The sequence below is a fragment of the Streptomyces sp. NPDC003032 genome (assembly GCF_053591415.1).
Genome location: NZ_JBSFTT010000004.1, coordinates 311,827 through 334,230 on the forward strand (window position 1 = coordinate 311,827; position 22,404 = coordinate 334,230).

General features: G+C 71.4%; 14 protein-coding genes. 4 read left to right on the forward strand and 10 right to left on the reverse strand.

Annotation, left to right across the window (positions count from 1 at the left end):
* Positions 1-4: 4 nt before the first annotated feature.
* Together ACWDZ7_RS08035 and ACWDZ7_RS08040 are read right to left on the reverse strand one after the other, a co-directional pair.
* A complete protein-coding gene (locus ACWDZ7_RS08035) occupies positions 5-697 on the reverse strand; it encodes an HAD family hydrolase (RefSeq protein WP_451795794.1) in 693 nt (230 codons plus the stop codon).
* The gene (locus tag ACWDZ7_RS08040; RefSeq protein WP_451795795.1) at positions 690-1,469 is read right to left on the reverse strand and encodes an AfsA-related hotdog domain-containing protein; all 780 of its coding nucleotides are present in this window, start codon (positions 1,467-1,469) and stop codon (positions 690-692) included. The genes ACWDZ7_RS08035 and ACWDZ7_RS08040 overlap by 8 nt, the downstream gene beginning before the upstream one ends.
* A 203-nt stretch (positions 1,470-1,672) precedes the next feature.
* Here ACWDZ7_RS08040 and ACWDZ7_RS08045 point away from each other — a divergent pair, with 203 nt between their 5' ends.
* Positions 1,673-2,272 (forward strand): TetR/AcrR family transcriptional regulator, encoded by a 600-nt coding sequence (locus ACWDZ7_RS08045; protein ID WP_451795796.1) that lies wholly within the window; start codon positions 1,673-1,675, stop codon positions 2,270-2,272.
* Between the two features lie 70 nt (positions 2,273-2,342).
* On the opposite strand, the gene ACWDZ7_RS08050 is transcribed toward ACWDZ7_RS08045, so the two are convergent.
* Positions 2,343-4,277: an AMP-dependent synthetase/ligase gene (locus ACWDZ7_RS08050; protein WP_451795799.1), complete on the reverse strand. Its 1,935-nt coding sequence runs from the start codon at positions 4,275-4,277 to the stop codon at positions 2,343-2,345.
* A gap of 220 nt (positions 4,278-4,497) precedes the next feature.
* Here ACWDZ7_RS08050 and ACWDZ7_RS08055 point away from each other — a divergent pair, with 220 nt between their 5' ends.
* Both ACWDZ7_RS08055 and ACWDZ7_RS08060 read left to right on the forward strand, forming a co-directional pair.
* Positions 4,498-6,255, forward strand: coding sequence for a hypothetical protein (locus ACWDZ7_RS08055; RefSeq protein ID WP_451795801.1), 1,758 nt, complete (start codon positions 4,498-4,500; stop codon positions 6,253-6,255).
* Positions 6,256-6,383: 128 nt separating this feature from the next.
* Positions 6,384-9,593, forward strand: a complete 3,210-nt coding sequence (locus ACWDZ7_RS08060) for a glycoside hydrolase family 2 TIM barrel-domain containing protein (protein WP_451795803.1) — start codon at positions 6,384-6,386, stop codon at positions 9,591-9,593.
* Here the strand turns inward: ACWDZ7_RS08060 and ACWDZ7_RS08065 are convergent.
* The 3 genes from ACWDZ7_RS08065 to ACWDZ7_RS08075 form a co-directional block, all read right to left on the reverse strand.
* On the reverse strand, positions 9,590-11,224 hold the full coding sequence (locus tag ACWDZ7_RS08065; protein ID WP_451795805.1) for a YfbK domain-containing protein: 1,635 nt from the start codon (positions 11,222-11,224) through the stop codon (positions 9,590-9,592). The two genes, ACWDZ7_RS08060 and ACWDZ7_RS08065, sit on opposite strands and share 4 nt — an antisense overlap.
* Positions 11,225-11,366: 142 nt before the next feature.
* Positions 11,367-12,230: an ABC transporter permease gene (locus ACWDZ7_RS08070; RefSeq protein ID WP_451795807.1), complete on the reverse strand. Its 864-nt coding sequence runs from the start codon at positions 12,228-12,230 to the stop codon at positions 11,367-11,369.
* Positions 12,227-14,896 (reverse strand): alpha/beta fold hydrolase, encoded by a 2,670-nt coding sequence (locus tag ACWDZ7_RS08075; RefSeq protein ID WP_451795809.1) that lies wholly within the window; start codon positions 14,894-14,896, stop codon positions 12,227-12,229. Before ACWDZ7_RS08075 ends, ACWDZ7_RS08070 begins: the two co-directional genes overlap by 4 nt.
* A 185-nt stretch (positions 14,897-15,081) precedes the next feature.
* On the opposite strand from ACWDZ7_RS08075, the gene ACWDZ7_RS08080 reads away from it, so the two are divergent.
* The gene (locus ACWDZ7_RS08080) at positions 15,082-16,287 is read left to right on the forward strand and encodes a threonine synthase (protein ID WP_451795811.1); all 1,206 of its coding nucleotides are present in this window, start codon (positions 15,082-15,084) and stop codon (positions 16,285-16,287) included.
* Here ACWDZ7_RS08080 and ACWDZ7_RS08085 read toward each other — a convergent pair.
* The 4 genes from ACWDZ7_RS08085 to iolB all read right to left on the reverse strand — a co-directional run bounded on the left by ACWDZ7_RS08085 (position 16,277) and on the right by iolB (position 22,329).
* Positions 16,277-17,716, reverse strand: coding sequence for an APC family permease (locus tag ACWDZ7_RS08085; protein WP_451795813.1), 1,440 nt, complete (start codon positions 17,714-17,716; stop codon positions 16,277-16,279). The genes ACWDZ7_RS08080 and ACWDZ7_RS08085 overlap by 11 nt on opposite strands.
* Before the next feature lie 385 nt (positions 17,717-18,101).
* On the reverse strand, positions 18,102-19,613 hold the full coding sequence (mmsA, locus tag ACWDZ7_RS08090) for a CoA-acylating methylmalonate-semialdehyde dehydrogenase (protein ID WP_451795815.1): 1,512 nt from the start codon (positions 19,611-19,613) through the stop codon (positions 18,102-18,104).
* Positions 19,614-19,630: 17 nt separating this feature from the next.
* Entirely contained in the window at positions 19,631-21,520 is a 1,890-nt protein-coding gene (gene iolD, locus ACWDZ7_RS08095; protein WP_451795817.1) for a 3D-(3,5/4)-trihydroxycyclohexane-1,2-dione acylhydrolase (decyclizing), read from the reverse strand.
* Positions 21,517-22,329 carry a 5-deoxy-glucuronate isomerase gene (iolB, locus tag ACWDZ7_RS08100; RefSeq protein WP_451795819.1) on the reverse strand — a complete coding sequence of 271 codons (813 nt, stop codon included), beginning with the start codon at positions 22,327-22,329 and terminating at the stop codon, positions 21,517-21,519. Before iolB ends, iolD begins: the two co-directional genes overlap by 4 nt.
* Positions 22,330-22,404: the final 75 nt, after the last annotated feature.

Genomic DNA, 22,404 nt, shown 5'->3' on the forward strand with positions numbered 1-22,404 from the left:
GGGTTCAGACCGTGGCGGGCACGCCCGGCAGCCGGGGCCAGCCCCGCTGCTCGGCAAGCCGCATCATCTGCGGGTCGTCGCCGACCACGACCGCCACGCCCATGGTCTCCAGCAGCGGCAGATCGCTTACGTGGTCCCCGTACGCCGCGCAGTGCTCGGGCGCGACACCCCGCCGGGCCAGCCAGTCGCGAGCGGCACGAGCCTTGCCGTTTCCGATCATGGGCTCGGTGATCTCACCGGTCAGCCGCCCGTCGCGCACGACGACCGGGGCGCCCAGGACGTCGCTCACGCCCAACTTCTCCGCGATCGGGTCGAGACAGGCGAAGAAGGACCCGGAGACCAGGACCGTCTCCACGCCCCGCCGCCGCAGCCGGGCGTGTTCCGCGACGGACGCCGACAGCCAGAAAGCCTCGTCCCGGCTCTCCCGGACGAACCACTGCGCTCCCAGACGAGCCAGTCGGCGTTCCGACTCCCCGGCGTACAGACGGTAGTAGGCGCGGTTGATGTCCTCGCGCGTGGCTCCCATGGCGGCCATGCCGAAGAGTTCTCCGGACAGTTGCCGGTAGGTGGCCGGTTCCTCGCCCTTGGCCTCCAGGTAGAAGGCCAGGAACCGGAACATGCTCTTGCCCGCGATCAGGGTCTCGTCGACGTCGAAGAACGCGACGGCCGGATCGGCGGTGCTCGTGGGCTCAGACACCGGCGGGTTCCCGCATCTCCGCCATGGCGTTTGTGACGGTGTGTGCGACGGTGTGCACCGCGCGGCGGTGCTCCCTCGGCTTGAGCGCCCGCTCGTCGAAAGCGCTGAAGACGACGCGGGTGACCGAGGCCCGGCGGCCGGCCTGCAGCAGGCTGATCTCTGCCACGAACGACAGCCGCTCGGGGTCGCTCACGTTCGCGGCCTCCACCCGGTACTCGATCCGCGCGTCCACCGGGAACAGGAAGTTCTCGAAGTCCGTGTTCATGGATTCGATGACGTAGTAGTACCGGCGCTCGGGGTGCGCCGAGGCGAAGAAGCGCTCGCTGACCGAGAGGAACATCTGCCGCGCCGCCTCGACGGCAACCATGCCTTGCACGTGCTGCCCGGTCTGGTGGTCGAGTAGCAGCTCGTTGTCGTTGTGCAGGCGCAGCGACGCCTCGAACAGTTCCTCGTCCACGCGCCGCAGCTCGGCTATCAGCGCGTTGGGCTCGCTCCGCTTGTGGCACTCCGTACGGGAAGCGAGCTGGGACTGTGGGCGCACGGGCCGCACTCGGTCCTCCAGCTTGTGTGCGCGGACCTGCTCGCACACAAGCTGCCACTCAAAGTCACCTACTCCCTGACCGGCACGTACCACCGCGTGGCCGGATCTCGCCCCGTACTCACCGGAGTGCAGTCCCGCGAGGAACTGCGACACCGTGGCCACACCCTCCTGAACGGCGAACCCGGCGAACCGGTCCCCGACGACCACGACTACCTGCGGCGTTGCCGACATAGCTACCCCCCCTTATGCAATGACTGGACCACCGCGAACGCCGCTCGGCATGCCTCTGCTCAGAGACGTGACCGTGTCGCGCCGTCGACCCTCGCGATGTCGATCATGTTAGGAAGGGCGGTTCCCAGCCACAACCATCCAGTTGGTTCTTTGCTCTCTTTTGAACTAACTGGATGGTTGGAAGTTTTGTATAATCGGACCCCATGCGTACGGAAAAGAGTCGAGTTACCCGCCGCAAGCTGCTGGACGCGGCCCGGATCGAGTTCGCCCGGTACGGCATCGCCGGCGCACGCGTCGACCGCATCGCCACCGTCTCCGGCGTCAACAAGCAGCGCATCTACGCGAACTTCGCCAACAAGGAGGGTCTGTTCTCCGCAGTCATCAGCGATGCGTACGAGGACCTGACTCGCCACGTGCCCGTCCCGGACTCTCTTGAGGCGAGCCGCCGCTATGTCGGCGACATCTTCGACTTCCACGCCCGGGACTCCTCGCTCGCGCGGCTCATCGCCTGGGAAGGGCTTTACTACGGAGGACAGGACTTTCCCAGCCGGGAGGCGCGGGTCGCCCACTACAAGGAGAAGTGCGGCCGACTGAGCAAGGCCCTGGATCTGGCCGGTCCCAGCGAGGCGGCCCACCTCGTCCTCACCCTGATCGCCCTCGCCACCTGGCCGTACGTCGCCGAACAGCAGCGTGCGCTGCTGACCGCCCATGACGAGGACCGGGATGCGCTGCGGGAGGCCTTGCTGCGTCAAGGGGCCGCAGTCGTCGATGCCACAACGGCACATGCGATGAAGCGACCGTAAGAACAGGCGCCTTCATGTCCTGCCGGGACGGCTTCGGAAGGGGGACGTCCCCACAGTGGAGAGCAGGGGCTCAAGACCGTACGTGACCGTACAGCGCCTCGATCTGCCGGCCGTACGCCGCCGTCACCGCGCTCCGTTTGATCTTCAGGGACGGTGTGAGGAGGCCGTTGTCCTCCGTGAACTCGCCCTCCACGATGGCGAAGCCGCGGATGGACTCCGCCCTGGAGACAGCCGCGTTGGCGTGGTCCACCGCCCTTTGGACCTCCGCGATCATCTCCGGGTCGTGGGCCAGTTCCGCGAGCGGTGTGTCCTTGGGACGTTTGCGCACGGTGAGCCAGTGTTCGACGGCCTCCGGGTCCAGGGTGATGAGGGCGGCCACGTACGGACGGTTGTCCCCCACGACGATGCACTGGCCGACGGGCGCGCGGCTGCGCAGGCGGTCCTCCAGGACGGCCGGCGAGACGTTCTTGCCGCCGGAGGTGACGATGATGTCCTTCTTGCGGCCGGTGATGGTGAGGTAGCCGTCCTCGTCCAGCGCGCCGAGGTCGCCGGTGGCGAGCCACTCGTCGCTCAGCACGGCGTCCGTCGCCGACGGGTCGTTCCAGTATCCGCCGAAGACGATGCCGCCCTTGATCAGCACCTCCCCGTCGTCCGCGATGCGCACGGCCGTGCCGGGCACGGGCAGGCCGACCGTCCCGGGACGTGGCCTCAGCGGTGGGGTGATGGTGGCGGCCGCCGTGGTCTCGGTGAGGCCGTACCCCTCGTAGATGATGATTCCGGCCGCGTAGAAGAAGAGGTTGAGGTCGCGGTCCAGGGGTGAGCCGCCGCTGATCGCGTAGCGCAGGCGGCCGCCGACCTCCTTGCGGATACGGCGGTATACGAGGAGTTCGTACAGCGCCCAGCCGAGGCGGAGGCCGAGCGAGGGGCCGGGGTCGCGCGGGTTCAGGAACTTGTTCAGATACGTCTCGCCGAACCGCACCGCGATCCGCTCCGCCCGGTCGAACGACGCGCCACGGCCGATCTTCTCGGCGGTCGCCCGCCCGGTGTCGTGGATCTTCTCGAAGAGGTACGGCACGCCGACGAGGAACGTGGGCTTGAAGGAGCGCAGTTGTGGCCGGAGTTCGTCCGGCTTGATGCTCGGGCAGTGGCCGATTTCTATGCGGGCGAGCATGCAGGCGATCTGCAGGGTGCGGCCCAGGATGTGGGCGAGCGGCAGGAAGAGGAGCGTGGAGGCGACCTGTCCGGTGATCTCCTTGAAGACGGGGTGCAGCAGGTCGACCGTGTTGGCGGCCTCCGCGTGCAGGTTGCCGTGTGTGAGGACGCAGCCCTTGGGGCGGCCCGTCGTGCCCGAGGTGTAGCAGAGGGTCGCGATGGAGTCCGGGGTCAGCGCGGAGCGCCGCTTTGCCACCTCCTCGTCCGTCAACTCCCTGCCGAGGTCCGTCAGTTCCGCCATCGCGTCTCCGCCGTCGATGTGCCGTACCCGTGGCGGGGTGTCGAGGGTGCGTACAGCTTCCTCGGCCGTCTGCGCGTTCTCCGCCGTCTCCGCGATCAGGAGGCGGGCGCCCGAGTCCCGGACGATCCACTCGATCTGCTCCGCCGATGACGTCGCGTAGATCGGCACGGTCTGGCCGCCGGCCGCCCAGATCGCGAAGTCCAGGACCGCCCACTCGTAGCGCGTACGTGACATCAGTGCCACGCGGCCGCCGGGCTCCAGGCCCGCCGCGATCAGCCCCTTGGCGGTGTCGGTCACTTCGCGCGCGAAGGCCGCCGCCGTCACCGGGTGCCACTGGTCGCCCCGCTCGCGGCGCAGCACCACGGCGTCGGGGGCCTCGGCGGCGTTGGTGAACGGGATGTCGGCGGTGCTGCCCGCCGTGGCCTTCGCCGCGAGGGGGGCGGTGCGGGCCTCGCGTACGGTGCCGTGTTCGTCTCTGATCAGCTCGACCTCGGCGCGTTCGGCGAGGTCGCTGTGGCGCTGTGCTCTTCGCAGATCCTTGCGTACGCCCATGACGGTTCCCCGGCTTCCGTGGTGTGCGGGTGGGTGTGGGTGTGGGTGCGTACTTACTATCGAGTCAACTTACTTGTGCGTAGGAGAAATACAATCCCTCTGTCGAGCCGGAGGTGGCAGGGTCGCTCAAGGCGTTTGCTGAGGTCTGAGTCGATGGGAGTGCCGGGTCGGTGCGGGGCACGGAACTTAAGCCCCGAGGGAGCCACGCCGATGTAGGGGCATGACGTCTACGTACTCCCCGGATGTCCGTGAAGCAACGTCCCCGTCCCCCGTCGACACCCGGCGCGGCCGCCGGCTGCGCCACGCGCGTCTGGGCGTCGCCCTCCTGCCCGCCCTCGTCATCGCCGTCGCCGGCTTCCAGCGCCGGTGGATGTCCGACGACGGGCACATCTACGTACGGACGGTCCGCCAGGTGCTGGCCGGGAACGGGCCCGTGTTCAACGCCGGGGAGCGGGCCGAGTCGTCCACCGGAACCCTCTGGCAGTGGCTGCTCGTGGCGGCCGGGGCGCCGGGTTCCGACATCGCCACGGCGGCGATGTACGGCGGCCTGCTGCTGACCGCCGCCGGTTTCGCGCTCGCCGGAGTCGCGGCACTCCGCGTCCATGGCGATGACAATGGCGATGCCGGGGCCGGGGCCGGGGCCAGGTTCCTGCTGCCCTGTGGCGCCCTCGTGCTGCTCGCGCTGCCGCCCGTCTGGGACTTCGCGACGTCCGGCCTGGAGACGGGCCTCGCCACCTGCTGGATCGCGGGCGCCTGGCTGGCGCTCGTCGCTCGGCCCCGCACCCTGCCCACCTGCGCGGTACTGGGCCTCGGTCCCCTCGTGCGGCCGGAACTCGCGTTGGTGTCGGTGGTCTTTCTGGCCGCCCAGTGGGCCGTGGCGCGCCCCTCGTGGCGCGGGGCGCTCGCGGGCGCCGGTGTCGCGGGGGCGCTCCCCATCTCGTACGAGATCTTCCGCATGGGGTACTACGGGCATCTGGTGCCGCTGCCGGGCGTCACCAAGGAGGCGTCGCGGAGCCTGTGGGGGCGGGGGGCCGACTACCTGTGGGACTTCACCGGGCCGTACGTCCTGTGGCTCCCGCTGCTGATGGTCGTCGCGGCCGTCCTGGCGTCCCGGCGGGAGCAGGGGCGCGTCGTCATGGCCGTCCCGGCCTCCGGGCGGGCGCGCGGGCGCGTCGTCGTGGCCGCTCCCGTCGTCGCGGGGGCACTGTGCTGGGTCTACGTCATCAAGGTGGGCGGCGACTTCATGCACGGGCGGATGTTCCTGCCGGGGCTGCTGCTGATGCTGCTGCCCGTCTTCCTGGTGCCCGTCACGCGCGCGTGGACGATCGTCGCCGCCGGGGTCGCGGTGTGGGCCGTGGCGTGCGCGTCGGTGCTGCGGGTCCCGTACGAGGGCCAGGTCGGGCCGGTCGGCGTCGCGGACGAGCGCGGGGTGTACGCGCGGCAGAACGCCGACCCCCACCCCCTGCACCACGACTTCGCGGGGCACCCGGGCAACAAGGCGTACGCACGTCTCGTACGGGAGCGGGTGCGGGGCGGCGCGCCCACGCTGCTCCTCGCCCGGACGCCGGTCGCGGCCGCGCGGCCGGGGGTGACGGGGGTCTACAACACGCTCGGGTTCAGCGGTGCCGCCGTCCCGCTGTCCGGCGCCGCGCTGGACCCCATCGGGCTCGCCTATCCGCTGGCGGCCCACTCGGAGAGCTTGGACGACGGCCGCGTGGGGCACGACAAACGGCTGCCGGACGCGTGGATCGTCGCCGAGCGCGGCGCCGCCGGCGCCCCGCCCGCGTGGCTCGACCCCGACCACGTCGACGCCGCTCGCCGCGCCCTGCGCTGCGCGCCGTTCGCCGAGCTGCGGGCGGCCACGCGCGCGCCGCTGACGGCCGGGCGGTTCTGGCGGAATCTGACGGGTGCCGTGGGGCTCACTTCCTTCCGGTTTCCCAATGATCCGGTACGGGCCGAGCGGGAGTTGTGCGGGTAGACAGCACATGAACGCGGACGGAAGCCGGTGAGGCACCTGGTGACTTCCGTGGCTTGCATGTGCCTTGTGCTGGGAGTGGCCGCGTCGGACGCTGATGGTTCTTGTTGCCTTACGTTCGGAGCTGCCACATGAGCGCCTACCGTCCGAACCGCCGGTCCTTCCTCGCCACCGGTACCGCGCTGGCGGGCTGGGCCGCCTTCGCCGCGCAGAAGCAGGCCTTCGCAGCGTCCGCCACGTCCGCTGCCGGGAACATGGAGACACCCGAGTGGAATGCCGACCCCCGCGTCTTCCAGGTCAACAGAGAGCCCGCCCGCACCCGGCTCGTCCCGTACGCCTCCGCCGCCGACGCCCTGCGCGGCGAGCACACGAAGTCGCCCTACTACCGCTCACTGAACGGGCGTTGGGCCTTCCACTGGGCCAGGAACCCGGAGAAACGGCCGGTCGGCTTCGAGGCCGACGGCTACGACGTGAGCGGGTGGGACCGCATCCCCGTGCCCTCGAACTGGGAGATCGAGGGGTATCCGGAGCCGATCTACCTCAACATCAAGTACCCGTGGGAGGGGTACGAGAAGCCCGATTTCCCCGACGTGCCCAAGGACTTCAACCCCGTCGGCTCCTACCGCCGTACCTTCACCGTGCCGCGCGGCTGGAAGGGGCGCCGGACGCTGATCTCCTTCCAGGGCGTGAAGTCCGCGTTCTTCGTCTGGGTCAACGGCAAGAAGGTCGGCTACAGCGAGGACAGCTACACCCCCGCGGAGTTCGACATCACCGCGTACCTGCGGCCGGGCGACAACTCACTCGCCGTAGAGGTCTACCGGTGGTCCGACGGCAGCTGGCTGGAGGACCAGGACATGATCGACCTGTCCGGTATCTTCCGGGACGTTTACGTGTACTCCGTACCCGAGGTGCATGTGCATGACCTCGGCGTGCGGACCGACCTCGACGGGGCGTTCCGGGACGCGGCGCTCTCCGTCACCGTCACCGTAAGGGACCGGGGCGGCGAGGGGCGCACAGGCAAGGCGGACCACCGCGTCGACGCCGTGCTCCACGACGCCGACGGACGGATCGTTCCGGGCGGGCGGCTGGGCGGGAAGGCCGTGCCCGGTGAGCCGCTCACCCTCAAGGCCGACCTCAAGAAGCCCGCCCTGTGGTCCGCCGAGCGGCCCTATCTCTACACCCTGGTCGTCACCCTGCGGGACGGTGCCGGGAGAGCCGTGGACGTACAGCGGACCCGGGTGGGTTTCCGGCAAGTGGACTGCGGCCCCGGCAAGTTCACCGTCAACGGCCGGCCCGTCATGTTCCGCGGCACCAACCGGCACGAGTCCCACCCCGACCACGGGCAGGCGGTCCCGGAGTCCGTGATGCTCCAGGACGTGCTGCTGATGAAGCGGCACAACATCAACGCCGTACGCACCTCCCACTACCCCAACCACCCCCGCTGGCTGGAGCTGTGCGACGAGTACGGCCTGTATGTCATCGACGAGACGAACCTGGAGACGCACGGCGTGCGCGACCGGCTCCCCGGGTCGCTGCCCGAGTGGACCGATGCCTGCGTGGACCGGCTGCGGTCCATGGTGGAGCGGGACAAGAACCACGCGAGCGTGGTGGCGTGGTCGCTCGGCAACGACGCCGGGCAGGGTGACAACTTCAAGGTCATGGCCGAGTGGGTGCGCGCCCGCGACGGCTCACGGCCCGTGCACTACGAGGGCATGAACTCCGTCGCCGACTTCCACAGCGAGATGTACGCGAAGCCCGCCGACGTCGAGAGGTACGGGAAGTCCGGCAACCCCAAGCCGTACATCCTGTGCGAGTACTCGCACGCCATGGGCAACAGCAGCGGCAACCTCCCCGAGTACTGGAAGCTCTTCGACACCTACCCCAACCTGCACGGGGCGTTCGTGTGGGACTGGGTCGACCAGAACATCCGGCGGCCGACCCCCGGGGACCGCACACGCAGTTATCTGTCGTACGGCGGTGACTGGAAGCCCGGATATCCGACCGACGGCAACTTCAGCTGCAACGGTCTCGTCGCCTCCACCCGCGAGCCCCACCCCGGACTCTTCGAGATCAAGAAGGTCTACCAGCCCGCGTCCTTCACCACGGCCGACCCGGCCGCCGGGGGCGCCGGAGCCGCCGGGACCGTGCGGATCGGCAACAAACACCTCTTCAGCACGTTGGACGCGTACGAGCTGCGGTGGGCCCTCACGCGGGACGGCGAGGAGATCCAGCGTGGGACCCTCGCCGCGCCGGACGTGGCGCCCGGCGCCTCGGGGACCGTGCGCGTCCCGTACGAGAAGCCCGACCGGCTGACGCCCGGCGCCGAGTACTGGCTGAACCTCGCCCTCGTGCTGCGGAAGAAGACCAGCTGGGCCGAGGCCGGGCACACCGTCGCCGCCGAGCAGCTCCCCCTCGACTGGCACGCCCCCGCGCCCGCCGACCCGGCGCCCGGCTCGCTGCCCCGCCTGGAGCTGGACGAGGACCGGAAGGAGGTGCGGGTCGGCGGCCGGGACGTCGAGGTCGTACTGTCCAAGGCCACCGGGACCCTCTCCTCGTACAAGGTCAAGGGCCGGCTGCTGCTGGCCGAAGGCCCCGTACCCAACTTCTGGCGCGCGCCCACGGACAACGACATCGGCCGCAAGTACCACCAGCGCGCCGCCACGTGGCGGAACGCGGGCGCCAGGGCGAAGGTCACCGGGGTGAAGGTCGCGCAGCCCTCACCCGGTGAGGTCACGATCGCGGTGAGCGCCGTGCTGCCGACCGCGCCGTGGGCGTCGCGCTGGCAGACCGTGTTCACCGTGCGCGGCGACGGCGAGGTGCGGGTGCGGCACACCTTGAAGGCGGCCTTCGGGCTGCCCGATCTGCCCATGGTGGGCGCCCTGTTGACCGTACCCGTCGGGTTCGAGCGGCTCGACTGGTACGGGCGTGGGCCGCACGAGAACTATTCGGACCGCAAGTCGGCCGCTTTTGTGGGGCGTTACCGCTCGACCGTCGACGCGCAGGTCGCTCCGTACGTCCGGCCGCAGCAGACCGGCAACATGACCGACGTACGGCGTATCGCGCTCGCCGACCGGTCCGGCGTGGGCCTCGCCGTGCTGGCCGACCCGGCGGACGGCGAGCCGTTCCTGGAGGTCAGCGCCTTGCACCACACACCGTTCGACCTGGACGGGCCGCGCCATCCGTACGAGGTGAAGCGGCGCGCGGAGACCGTGCTCGGGGTCAACCACCGGCAGATGGGTGTCGGCGGCAACGACTCGTGGGGCGCGCCGCCCGAGGAGCCGTATCTGCTGCACTCGGGGCGGACGTACGCGTACGGGTATCGGCTGCGGGCGGCGGATTAGCCGACGAGGTGGGGCGGGACCTCGCCGCTCGGTGACTGCGGCTCCAGTTCCGGCGGGGTCTTCGAGCGGGTGAGGGCAGCGGCCCGGCCGATGGCGGTGGCCAGGTCGCGTACCGGCTTGCCCTGGTCGGACAGCTCGCGGGCGCGGCCCGCCAGTTCACGCAGGGAGGGCGTGCCGGGGAGCGCGGTGGTGCCGTGCGGCCTGGTGTAGCCGTCGGTCGTGCCGGAGCGCAGACCGTCGGCGAAGTACGCGGCGATGGCGGCCAGTTGCAGGCCGTCGCCGGCTCGCCACAGCGACGTGTCCAGGTCGGCGGCCTCGACGCGGCCCGACTCCTCGTGCGGGGTACGGCTGTCCGGGTCGAGCCAGCGCACGCTCGCCGTCGCGAGGTGACCGTCGGCGCCCGGCTTGGCGCGCACCGCGTACAGCGCCGTCACCGTGTGGCCGGGGCCGATCTCGCCGCCGTCCACGGAGTCGTCGCGGAAGTCGTCGTCGGCGACCTGGCGGTTCTCGTAGCCGATCAGACGGAACCGCTCGACAGTCTCCGGGTCGAAGGCGACCTGCGCCTTCGCGTCGCGGGCGCGCAGCTCGACGTGGGCGGGCAGCTGCCCGCAGAAGACATCGCGGGCGTCCTCGACGTTCGACACGTAGGTGGTGTGGCCGTCGCCCTTGTCGGCGAGGCGCTCCATCAGGGCGTCGCCGTAGTCGCTGCCCACGCCGACACCGAAGAGGGTGATGCCGTGGGCGCGGCGGGCGTCGGAGATCCGGTCCAGGATGCCGTCGGCGCTGGTCTCGCCGGTGTTGGCGAGGGCGTCGGAGAGCAGCACGACACGGTTGGTCGCGCCCTGCCTCTTGCCGCGCACCGCCGTGTCGTAGCCGGTGGTGATGCCCGCCTCCAGGTTGGTGGACTGGGTGGGCTCCAGACGGTCGATCGCCGTGTGCACGCGGGCGCGGCCGTCACCGGTGTCGCCGAGGCGGGTCATCGGCAGGACCGTCTCGGCGGTGTCGCTGAAGGTGACGAGGGCGATCGAGTCGTCGGGCCGCAGCCGGTCGGTCATGATGCCGAGGGACTTCTTCACGAGGTCGAGGCGGCCCGGCTCGGCCATGGAGCCGGAGACGTCGATGACGAAGGTGAGGGCGGCGGGCGGACGTTCGCTCTCGTCGGCGGCTTCCCGGGTGGCGAGGCCGACCCTGAGCAGCGACCAGCGGTCGTCGCCGGTGCGGGCGCCGTCCACGCTGACGGAGAAGCCGTCGCCGTCGGGCCGGGGATAGTCCTGCCGGAAGCTGTTGACGAACTCCTCGGGGCGGACCGTCGCCGGGTCGGGCAGGCGGCCCTCGGCCAGCGTGCGGCGCGCGTAGCCGTACGAGGCGGTGTCGACGTCCAGGGCGAAGGTGGAGAGGTAGTCGCGCGCAAACTCCTTCTCGTCGTCGCCCTGTTCTTCCCCGGGGGCCGCCGCGCCGCCGGTACCGGGCGAGCTGGGCGCGGGAAGCGGTGCGCCGCCGTCCTGCCGGCTCTTGCCGCTCCCGTCCGCGGTGGAGCGGTTCTCCCCGCCGCCACCGCTGCAGCCGCTCAGCAGCAGCCCACCGGCCATGGCCACGGCGAGCACCCCGTGCCGTATCTTCCGGGTCCGCATCTCTCCCCCTCGCGTCGTCGGCTTTCCTGACTGTGACGCGCGGACCGTCTCGAACGATCGCTCGGGGACGTTTCGGATGCGTCTCGATGCGGCTCGACGCGGCTACGGTGATCTCTGGGCGTACGGCCCGCTGTGGACGTCCTCAGCTGACCACGTCCTTCCGCGCGAACCCCCGGAATGCCAGCGCGAACAGCACCAGCGCGTACGTCACCGAGATCGCCGCGCCCTGGATCATGCCGCCCCACTCGGGGCGCGGCTGGATCACGTCGGCCCAGGCGAACTGCCAGTGCGCCGGGAGGAAGTCGCGCCAGCCGCCGAGCGCGGTCACCGCGTCCAGGACGTTGCCGATGATCGTCAGGCCGACCGCGCCGCCGACCGCGCCGAGCGGGGCGTCGGTCTTCGTCGACAGCCAGAACGCGAGGCCCGCGGTGACCAGCTGGGAGACGAAGACGTACGCGACGGCGATCAGCAGGCGCTGCGCCGCCGTGCCCGCGGGCAGTGCGCCGCCGGTGGGGATCTCCAGCGGCCCCCAGCCGTAGGCCATCGTGCCGACCGCCAGCGCGATCAGCGGGAGCAGCACCATGGTGGCGGCGCTGAGAGCGAGCGCCACGGCGAGCTTGGACCACAGGAGGCGGGCCCGCGGCACGGGGGCCGCCAGCAGATAGCGCAGGGACGACCAGCTCGCCTCGGACGCCACCGTGTCCCCGCAGAACAGCGCGACAGGGATGACCAGGAGGAAGCCCGCCGACACGAACAGGCACGTGGCGGCGAAGTTGGCGCCCGACGCCGTGGCCGTGTCCATCAGTGTCACCTCGCTGTTGCGCGCCCCCGGCGAACCGGCGACGGCGAACGCGATGACGAGCACGACGGGCAGCAGCGCCATGACGCCGCCCATCACGAGCGTGCGGCGCCGCTTCAGCTGGCGGACCGCCTCGACCCGCAGGGGAAGAGTGCGTCCGGCGCGGTAGCCGGGCGCCGTGGGGCGCTCCAGTGTGGGGGCGCTCATGCGGTGCCTCCGATCAGGGTCAGGAACGCGTCTTCGAGGCGGCGGTGCGGGCCCATGGACTCCACGGGCACGTCAAGGCGGACCAGTTCGGGCAGCAGCCGGGCGCCGCTCCCTGCCTCCGTGCCGTCGAGCCGCAGGAGCAGGCCGCCGTCCGCGCGGACCGCCGAGGTGACGCCGGGCAGCGCGGCGATCTTCTCGACCAGCGGGTCGGAGACGTCCGCCGCGAGCCCCACGAGGAGCGTGTCCCCGGAGCCGACGATCTCGGCGACCGGGCCCGCCTGGACGAGACGGCCGCGGTCCATGACGACCAGGTGCGTGCAGGACTGCTCGACCTCGGCGAGGAGGTGGCTGGAGACGATGACCGTGCGCCCCTCGCGGGCGTACCGGATCATGACCTCCCGCATCTCGCGGATCTGCGGCGGGTCGAGGCCGTTCGTCGGCTCGTCGAGGATCAGCAGGTCCGGCAGGCCGAGCATGGCCTGGGCGATGGCGAGGCGCTGCCGCATGCCCTGCGAGTACGTCCGTACCGCGCGGGTCAGGGCGTCGCCGAGTCCGGCGATCTCCAACGCCTCGGCCAGGTGGGCGTCTTCGGCGGGGCGGCCGGTCGCCTTCCAGTACAGCTCCAGGTTCTCCCGGCCGCTGAGGTGCGGCAGGAATCCGGCGCCCTCGACGAACGCGCCGACCCGGGAGAGGACGGGCGCCCCCGGCCGGATCGCCTGCCCGAAGACGCGGATCTCGCCGGCGTCGGGCCGGATCAGGCCCATCAGCATGCGCAGCGTCGTCGTCTTGCCCGCGCCGTTCGGCCCCAGGAGGCCGAGGACCTGGCCCTTCTCGACGCTGAAGGAGACGTCACGGACGGCGTACCGGTCGCTGGACCTGGCGTACCGCTTGCTCAAGTCCGTGATCCGGAGAGGCACTTCGGCGAGCGCGGGGTCGGGCGCGGGGGCGGTCGTGTGGCGGCGTCCGGTGAGCAGCAGGCCGAGGGCGAGCACGGCTGCGGCGGCCGGCAGCCACCACACCCAGGAGGGCAGCGGCGCGGCGGCGGTCTTCACACCGGGAGCCGTCGGCACCATCAGGTCGCCCTTCAGCGAGACGGTGTACGCGGCGGACTCGGCCGGTGACGCGTAGCCGAGGTCGGTGGAGGCGAGGACGAGGCGGAGGCGGTGGCCCTTCTGCGCCTCGTAGTCGATGGCGGGCAGCCGCAGCTCGACGTCCTTGCCCCCCTTGGCGCCCGCGCCCTGGATCCGCACCGGGGCGACCAGTTGCGAGGGCAGGACCTGCTGCTTCCCGTCGGGCCCGACGTCGTACACCTTCGCGAAGAGCACCGCGTCCTCACGGGAGGACTTCACATGGGCCCGCACCGTCGGTGCCCCGGTGATCCGCAGGTCCTCGCCCAGCGGCTTCGACTCGAACGTGGCGTTCTGCCCGGGGAAGTCCAGGGAGACGCCGACGCCGAGGGAGGACAGCCGGGAGAGGCCGCCGCCGCCGAGGCCGGGGAGCGTGGAGATCGCGGGCGGGCTCGCCCCGGCGGGGTTGTCGAACGTCTGCTCGCGCCCGCCGAGCGGCACCGCGCGCCGGTCGCTCCCCAGGCCGGGGTACGTGTCGCCGGTCGCGCCCCGCAGCTGGGCCGCCCCGTCGGTGGAGTCGACTCCTCCGGTGCGGGTGACGCGGAACGCGGGGCCGGTGTCGGCGCTCTTGTCGTCCTTCAGATAGCGGTCGAACCATGTGCCGATGCGCTTCTCGACGCGTCCACGCTCCCGCTCGCGGGCGCCGCCGTCGTGGCCGCCCGCGATCCAGTCGACGGTAACGGGCGCGTCGTTGGCGCGGATGCCCCGGGCGATGGCGTCGCCCTGGCCGAGCGTGAAGAGCGAGTCCGTCTGGCCCTGCGCGAGGAACGTCGGCACCTTGATCCGGTCGGCGACGGCGGCCGGGCTGCGCTCGGCGAGCAGGTCGCGCGCCTCGGCGTCCGGCTTCCCGGCCACCGCGACCCGTTCGTACATGGCGCACAGCCGCTTCTCGAACTGGTCGCAGCCGCCTCCGGTGTTGATGAAGACGCTGGCCCACATCTTCTTGAAGACGCCGTCGGGGAACAGCGCGTCCGCGAGGTTCCAGTAGGTGACCTGCGGGGCGATCGCGTCCACCCGCCGGTCGTACCCGGCGGCGAGCAGCGACACCGCCCCTCCGTACGAGGAGCCGGTGACGCCCACGCGCGGGTCACCGGCCTTGTCGAGCCGCACCTCGGGCCGCTTCGCCAGCCAGTCGATCATCTTCGAGACGTCGGCGACCTCGCCCTTGGGGTCGTTGAGCCCGATCTTCCCGGTGGACCTGCCGAATCCGCGCGCGGACCAGGTCAGCACGGCATAGCCGTCCCTGGCCAGGTCCTGCGCCTGCTCGCGCACGGACTCCTTGGTGTCGCCGAAGCCGTGGCCGACGAGGACGGCGGGGCGCTTCTCGCCGGGGTCCCCCGCGGTGAAGTAGGACGTGTCGATCTTCGCGCCGCCGGTGTCGAGCATGCCGTCCGACCGGTGCACGGCCGGGGCGTCGTCCGCCGCCACCGCCGTCCAGGTGCCCGCCCCCGCGAGCACCACGACGGCGGCCGCGGCGGCGATCAGCCGGCGTGGCCCGCGCGGTCCGGGAAGCCTGGGCCTGGGCAGTCGTAGATCCATGCCGTCAACGGTACGGGCGGCGACTGACAACCGGGGCAGCCGCCGGTCTGAACTGCCCTGTCTCCCCAGGGAGTAGACTCCGCGCCCCGCGTACCGCGCTCGTGGTACGCGGTACGCATCGCCGAGCGCAGTCCGTCGAGGTGATCGGAGACATACCGCGTCAGGGGTGAATAGAGTCTGCACCTATGACATCCCGGGATTCCCTCGCCACCGGCCAGCGCTCGCTCGGTGATCCGTCCGTCCGGTTCCCGCTGTGGCCGCCGCTCACCGCCGGGTGCCCGGTGACCAGCACGGAGAGCGTGTCGTATCCGGTCGAGGTCGACTACGCCTACGACAAGGTCCCCGCGGGCCTGTTCACCACCGCGCCCGGCCGGCCGCGCGGCCACGAGCGCTGGGCGCCGCTCCTGCCGCCGCTGCACGCGCCCGGTCTCGGCGAGGGCGGCACGCCGCTCGTCCCCCTCGGCGACGGCCTGTGGATCAAGGACGAGTCCCGCAATCCGACCTGGAGCCACAAGGACCGCATCAACCGCGTCACGGTGAGCGCGGCGGTCGGCGCGGGCGCGGAGGGCATCGTCGTCGCCTCGTCCGGCAACCACGGCGCCTCGGCCGCGGCGTACGCGGCGCGGGCGGGCCTGCGGTGCGTGGTGCTCAGCGCGGCGGGGACACCGCCCGCGGTCGACGCGTTCCTGCGTGCGTACGGCGCGGTGGTGCTGCCCGTGCCCGTGGACGCGCGGTGGCCGCTGCTGCGGCGGATCGTGGAGCGGTTCGGCTACCACCCCGTCAGCAATGTGACGCCCACGCACACCGGGCACGCGTTCGGGCCCGAGGGCTACAAGACCCTCGCCTACGAGATCCACGCCGAGCTGGGCGTCCCCGCCGCGGTCTTCCTGCCCACCGGCTACGGCGAGCTGCTCTTCGGCGTCTGGAAGGGCTTCGCGGAACTGGTCACCCTGGGCCTCGCCGACCGGGTGCCCCGCCTCTTCAGCTGCGAGCCCGCCGCCGGTGGGCCGCTGGCCGCCGCGCTGCGGGACGGGGTCCCGGCGACGCGGGTCACGGTCGGGGAGACGGCGGCGTACGCGATCGGCTCGGCGGTCGGCGGATACCGAGGGGTGGTCGCCGTCCGCGAGAGCGGGGGCGGGGCGCTGCTCGTCTCCGACGCGGAGATGGCCGCCGCGCGGGCGGAGTTGGCGGGGGCGGGCCTCTGGGCGGAGCTCTCGGCCGCGGCGGGCCTCGCCGGGTACCGGCAGCGGGGGGCGGCGGCGCCCGACGGGCCCGTGGTGTGCGTGTCCACGTCCAGCGGGTTCAAGGACCGTGACCTGCTGGGCGTGGGCGGCTCCGCGGAGGTGGATCCGGAGGACTGGGCGGAGGTGGAGCGGCGGATCAGGGGCTGAGTTCCGCCTGCCCGTCCTCGGGGACGCTCACCAGCCAGCGCGTCTCCCGCCGCGGCCGCAGGTACAGCGCCCAGTACAGCGTCGCCACGACCACGATGCCGCCGGTCCACCCGAGGTACTCCACCTCCTGTTGGCTCAGCACGTACGCGAGCACGGCGATCAGCACCACAGGCACCGCCGGCCACAGCGGCATCCGCCAGGCCGCCCCGTGGCCGTGCGAGCCCCGCCGGGCGAGCAGCGCGGCGACCGCCACCAGGAGGTACATGCCGGTCACGGAGACGCCGGTCACGCCGTACAGCGTGTCCAGGTTGACGAAGCACAGGAGCGCGCCGGGGACGCCGACCAGGAGCGTGGCCACCCAGGGGGCGCCGGACGCGCCGAGCTTCGACAGCGCCTTGTTCACCGGCGAGGGCCACGCCTTGTCCCGCGCGGAGGCGAACAGGACGCGGGAGTTCTGGATGACCATGACGATGCCCGCGTTGATGATCGCGAGAGCCACGCAGAGGCTGACGAACGTACCGACCGCCGAGTTGGACCAGGCCGTCACCATCGCGCTGATGTCGCCCTCGGTCAGGGCGGTCAGGCTCTCGGCGCCCATGGTGATCGCGACGACCGGCACCAGGATGATCACCGTGGAGATGGCGAGGGTGGCGAGGACGGTGCGCGCGACGTTGCGGCGCGGGTTCTCCAGCTCCTCGGAGAGATAGACGGCCGTGGAGAAGCCCTGCGTGACGAAGAGGGCGATCGCGAGGCCGGAGACGATCAGCATGGCCGTGACGGTGTCGACGCCGCCGGGGCCGGAGCCCGCCACCGAGAGGTCCGCCAGGCTGCCCGCGCCCCGCTCGGCGTGGGCGAAGCCGAGGACGGCCACGACGCCCGCCGCCACGACCTCAAGCACGAGGAAGATGCCGGTGATCCACGCGTTGGCCCGCAGGTCGAGCAGGCCCGCGAGGGTCGCGCAGATCATGACGCCCGCGCCCGCGTAGGACGGGTCGAGGTGCATGACCGGCGCCAGGTAGTCCGCCGTGCCCATGGCGATGACGGGCGGCACGATCATCACGACGAGCAGCGACAGGACGAAGACCAGCCAGCCGGCCAGGCGCCCCGCCATCGTGGAGACCATCGCGTACTCGCCGCCCGCGCTGGGGATGAGGGTGCCCAGCTCCGAGTAGCAGAAGGCGACGCCCACGCAGAGCAGCGAGCCGATCGCGATGGTGAGCGCGGTGGCGGTGCCGAGCGAGGAGAAGAGGTCGGGGACCACCACGAAGAGCGTGGAGGCGGGTGTCACGCAGGACAGCGTGAGGAGGGTGCCGCCGACGACGCCGATGGAACGCTTGAGCTTCTGGGGACTTTCCGGATCGCCCAGGGCCGCCAGGGGCGCCTGGGGCGCGGCGGTGGGTGGCTGGAGCGGGCGGAGCGTGTCGGTCATGAAGCGCGATTCCGATCGACTCGTGCGGCAGGAGATGCGGCGGGAGCCCTATCGCCTCCGAAGGCTTCTGATCTGCGTTTTCTGTGGCTCCCGGCGCGTCATGGAACCCCGCCGATAACCGGAACGTCAACGGTCATTTACCTGCGGAATCCGCAGCGCCCGGCTCACCCAACTCACCTGGCATTCCCAAGGGTTTGCCACAAGGGGTCTCTTTGAGTACACGAATACGGATGTTGACCTTGCCTTCGCAGGCGTAGGGCGCGTAGAGCCTTCGCTGCCCGGATTGCGCCCTGTGCACGGGAACCGCAAGCGCGGCCCCAAAAAAGAAACGAGGCCGTCCGGATACCGGACGGCCTCGCTCTACGCGCTGTCACGCGTCGATGACTCAGTGGTTGCGCGGGAATCCCAGGTCCACCCCGGCCGGCGCGTCCGACGGGTCGGGCCAGCGCGTGGTGATGACCTTGCCGCGCGTGTAGAAGTGCGTGCCGTCGTTGCCGTAGATGTGGTGGTCGCCGAAGAGCGAGTCCTTCCAGCCACCGAAGGAGTGGTAGCCCACCGGCACCGGGATCGGCACGTTCACGCCGACCATGCCGGCCTCGATCTCCAGCTGGAAGCGGCGGGCCGCGCCGCCGTCCCGGGTGAAGATCGCGGTGCCGTTGCCGAACGGCGAGGCGTTCATGAGGGCCACGCCCTCCTCGTACGTGTCGACGCGCAGCACGCACAGGACGGGGCCGAAGATCTCGTCCCGGTAGGCCTTGGCCGTGGTCGGCACCCGGTCCAGCAGCGAGAGGCCGATCCAGTGGCCGTCCTCGTGGCCCTCGACCGTGTAGCCCGTGCCGTCGAGGACGACCTCGCAGCCCTCGGCCGCGGCGCCCGTGACGTACGAGGCGACCTTGTCGCGGTGGGCGGCGGTGATGAGCGGCCCCATCTCGGACGTCGGGTCGTTGCCCGGACCGATCTTGATCTTCTCGGCGCGCTCCTTGATCTTGCCGACCAGCTCGTCGGCGATGGAGCCGACCGCGACGATCGCGGAGATGGCCATGCAGCGCTCGCCCGCGGAGCCGTAGGCGGCGGAGACCGCGGCGTCGGCGGCCGCGTCCAGGTCGGCGTCCGGCAGGACCAGCATGTGGTTCTTGGCGCCGCCGAGCGCCTGGACGCGCTTGCCGTTGGCGGAGGCGGTGGTGTGGATGTGGCGGGCGATGGGCGTGGAGCCCACGAAGGAGACGGCCGCCACGTCCGGGTGCTCCAGGAGGCGGTCCACGGCCACCTTGTCACCGTGCACGACATTGAAGACGCCGTCGGGCAGACCGGCCTCGCTCAGCAGCTCCGCGATCTTCATCGACGCGGACGGGTCCTTCTCCGACGGCTTCAGGACGAACGTGTTGCCGCACGCGATGGCCAGCGGGAACATCCACATCGGCACCATCGCCGGGAAGTTGAACGGCGTGATGCCCGCGACGACGCCCAGCGGCTGGCGGATGGACGACACGTCCACGCGGCTCGCCACCTCCGTGGACAGCTCGCCCTTCAGCTGCACCGTGATGCCGCAGGCCAGGTCGACGATCTCCAGACCGCGGGCGACCTCGCCGAGCGCGTCGGAGTGCACCTTGCCGTGCTCGGCGACGATCAGTTCGGCGATCGCGTCGCGGTTGGCGTCCAGGAGCGCGCGGAACTTGAAGAGGATCGCGGTGCGCTTGGCGAGCGAGGACGTGCCCCAGGTCGCGAAGGCCTCGCGGGCGGCGGCGACCGCCGCGTCCACCTCGGCCACGTCCGCGTAGGCGACCCGCGTGGTGACGGCGCCGGTCGCCGGGTCGGTGACCGAGCCGTACGACCCGGACGCGCCCGCGGCCCTCTCGACGGGCTTTCCACCGATCCAGTGATTGACGGTCTTCGTCATGACAAGCATCCCTACTCTCACAGGTGGCGGCGTCGGGCAGTGACGTGCCGGTCGTACTCTTCCCTGGCCTTGACCGCGGACACCCGGGTCGCCGTCTCGGCCACGGGCACATCCCACCACGCCTGTGCCGGGGGCGGGCCCGACACTGTGTCTGCCGTTTCCGTCTCCACATAGACACATGTGGGACGGTCTGCGTCACGCGCTTCGCGCAGTGCCCCGCGCAGGTCACGCACTGTTTTGGCGCGCAGCACCCGCATCCCGAGCGAGGCCGCGTTGGCGGCGAGGTCGACGGGCAGCGGGTCCTGGCTGTACGTCCCGTCCGGCGCCCGGAAGCGGTAGTCCGTGCCGAACCGCTCGCCGCCCACGGACTCCGAGAGGCCGCCGATCGACGCGTAGCCGTGGTTCTGCAGGATGACGACCTTGACCGGCACGTTCTCCTGGACGGCCGTGACGATCTCGGTCGGGTTCATCAGATACGTCCCGTCGCCGACCAGCGCCCACACCCGGCGCTCGGGCGCGGCGAGCGCGACACCGATCGACGCCGGAATCTCGTATCCCATGCAGGAGTAGCCGTACTCGACGTGGTACTGCCGCGCCGACCGCGTCCGCCACAGCTTGTGCAGGTCGCCGGGGAGCGAACCGGCGGCGTTGATGAGAATGTCGTCCTCCGTCACCAACTCGTCCAGCGCGCCGAGCACCTGGGCCTGCGTCGGGCGTACGTCCGGCTCGTCCACGTGGTACGCGGCGTCGACGCGCTGCTCCCAGCGGGCCTTGTCGCCCCGGTACTCCAAGGAGTAGGCGGGATCGACACGGTGGCCGCGCAGCTCGCGCGCGAGCGCCTCAAGTCCGGCGCGCGCGTCGGCGATCAGGGTGGCGCCCGCCATCTTGTGGCCGTCGAACGGTGTGACGTTGAGGTTGAGGAAGCGCACCCCGGGCTCCTCGAAGAGCGTGCCGGAGGCCGTGGTGAAGTCGCTGTAGCGGGTGCCGACGCCGATCACCAGGTCGGCGGCGCGGGCCAGTTCGTTCGCGGTCGCCGTGCCGGTGTGCCCGATGCCGCCGACGTCCGCCGGGTGGTCGAAGCGCAGGGAGCCCTTGCCCGCCTGGGTGGAGGCGACGGGGATGCCGGTCGCTTCGGTGAGGGCCGCGAGGGTCTCCTCGGCGGCGCTGTGGTGGACGCCGCCGCCCGCGATGATCAGGGGCCGCCGCGCCGCGCGCACCAGGTCCGCGGCGGCGGCCAGCTCCCGCGGATCAGGGGCCGCCCTGCGCACGGCCCACACCCGCTCGGTGAAGAACTCCTCCGGCCAGTCGTGCGCCTCCGCCTGCACGTCCTGCGGCAGGGCGAGCGTGACGGCGCCCGTCTCGGCGGGGTCGGTGAGCACCCGCATCGCGGCGAGGGCGGCGGGGATCAGCGCCTCGGGGCGGGTCACGCGGTCGAAGTACTTCGAGACCGGCCGCAGACAGTCGTTGACGGACACGTCGCCCGCGTACGGGACTTCGAGCTGCTGGAGCACGGGGTCGGCGGGCCGGGCCGCGAAGGTGTCGCCGGGCAGGAGGAGGACGGGCAGCCGGTTGACCGTGGCGAGCGCGGCGCCGGTGACGAGGTTGGTGGCGCCGGGTCCGATGGACGTGGTGACGGCGTGGGCGGAGAGGCGGCCGGACTGCCGGGCGTATCCGACGGCGGCGTGCACCATGGCCTGTTCGTTGCGGCCCTGGTGGAAGGGCATCTCATCGGCGTACTCGACGAGCGCCTGCCCGATCCCCGCCACATTGCCGTGGCCGAAGATGCCCCAGGTCGCGCCGATCAGCCGCTGCCGGACGCCGTCCCGCTCGGTGTACTGCCGGGACAGGAAGCGCACGAGCGCCTGAGCGGTGGTGAGCCGCACACTGCCCGTCTCGGTGGCCGTCATCGGTATCCCTCCGTGTGGTCGGGGTGGAAGCAGATCCGCCACTCCCGCTCGTCGCCGGGTCCCGCCATCACGTTCAGGTAGTACATGGCGTGGCCCGGCTGGGCGACGGACGGGCCGTGCCAGCCGTCGGGCACGAGCACGGCGTCTCCGGTGCGGACCTCGGCGAGGACATCGGTACCACCGTCGCGGGAGGGAAACACCCGCTGGTAACCGAAACCTTCGCGCCCGCCCGGCGCCTCGATCTCGAAGTAGTAGATCTCCTCGAGCTCGGCCTCGACGCCCGGGCGGTGCTCGTCGTGCTTGTGCGGCGGGTACGAGGACCAGTTGCCGCCGGGTGTGATCACCTCGACGGCGATGAGGCGGTCGCAGTCGAAGGCGTCCGCGGAGGCGAAGTTACGGACCTCGCGGGCGCAGGTGCCGCTGCCGCGGCTCTCGACGGGGACCTCCGGCGCGGAGCCGTAGCGGGCGGGGAGTCGACGCTCGCACTTCGCTCCTGCCAGGGCGAAGCGGCCTCCCGCGCCGGAGGCGATCTGGATCCGGGCATCCCGGGGAACGTAAGCGAAATCGGTGACTCCGCTGAATACGCTCTCCCTGCCCAGGAGTTCGATGATCCCGCCTTGCGTGTGCACCGTACAGCCGCCGGTCAGCGGGAGCACGATCCATTCGCTCTCCCCGGTGCTGAAGGAGTGCGTGCCGCCGGGGCCGATCTCGACGACACGCAGCGCCGAGTAGTCCCACCCGGCGCGTTTCGGATCGATGTCGACGGCGTACGGACCGTCGGCCGCACTGCCTTTCGGTACGTACGTCATGTGACCCTCCATAGCCGGTACATCCCTATGTGCACCTGTGAGTACATGTGTGTACTGTGTGTACCTGTATGTACC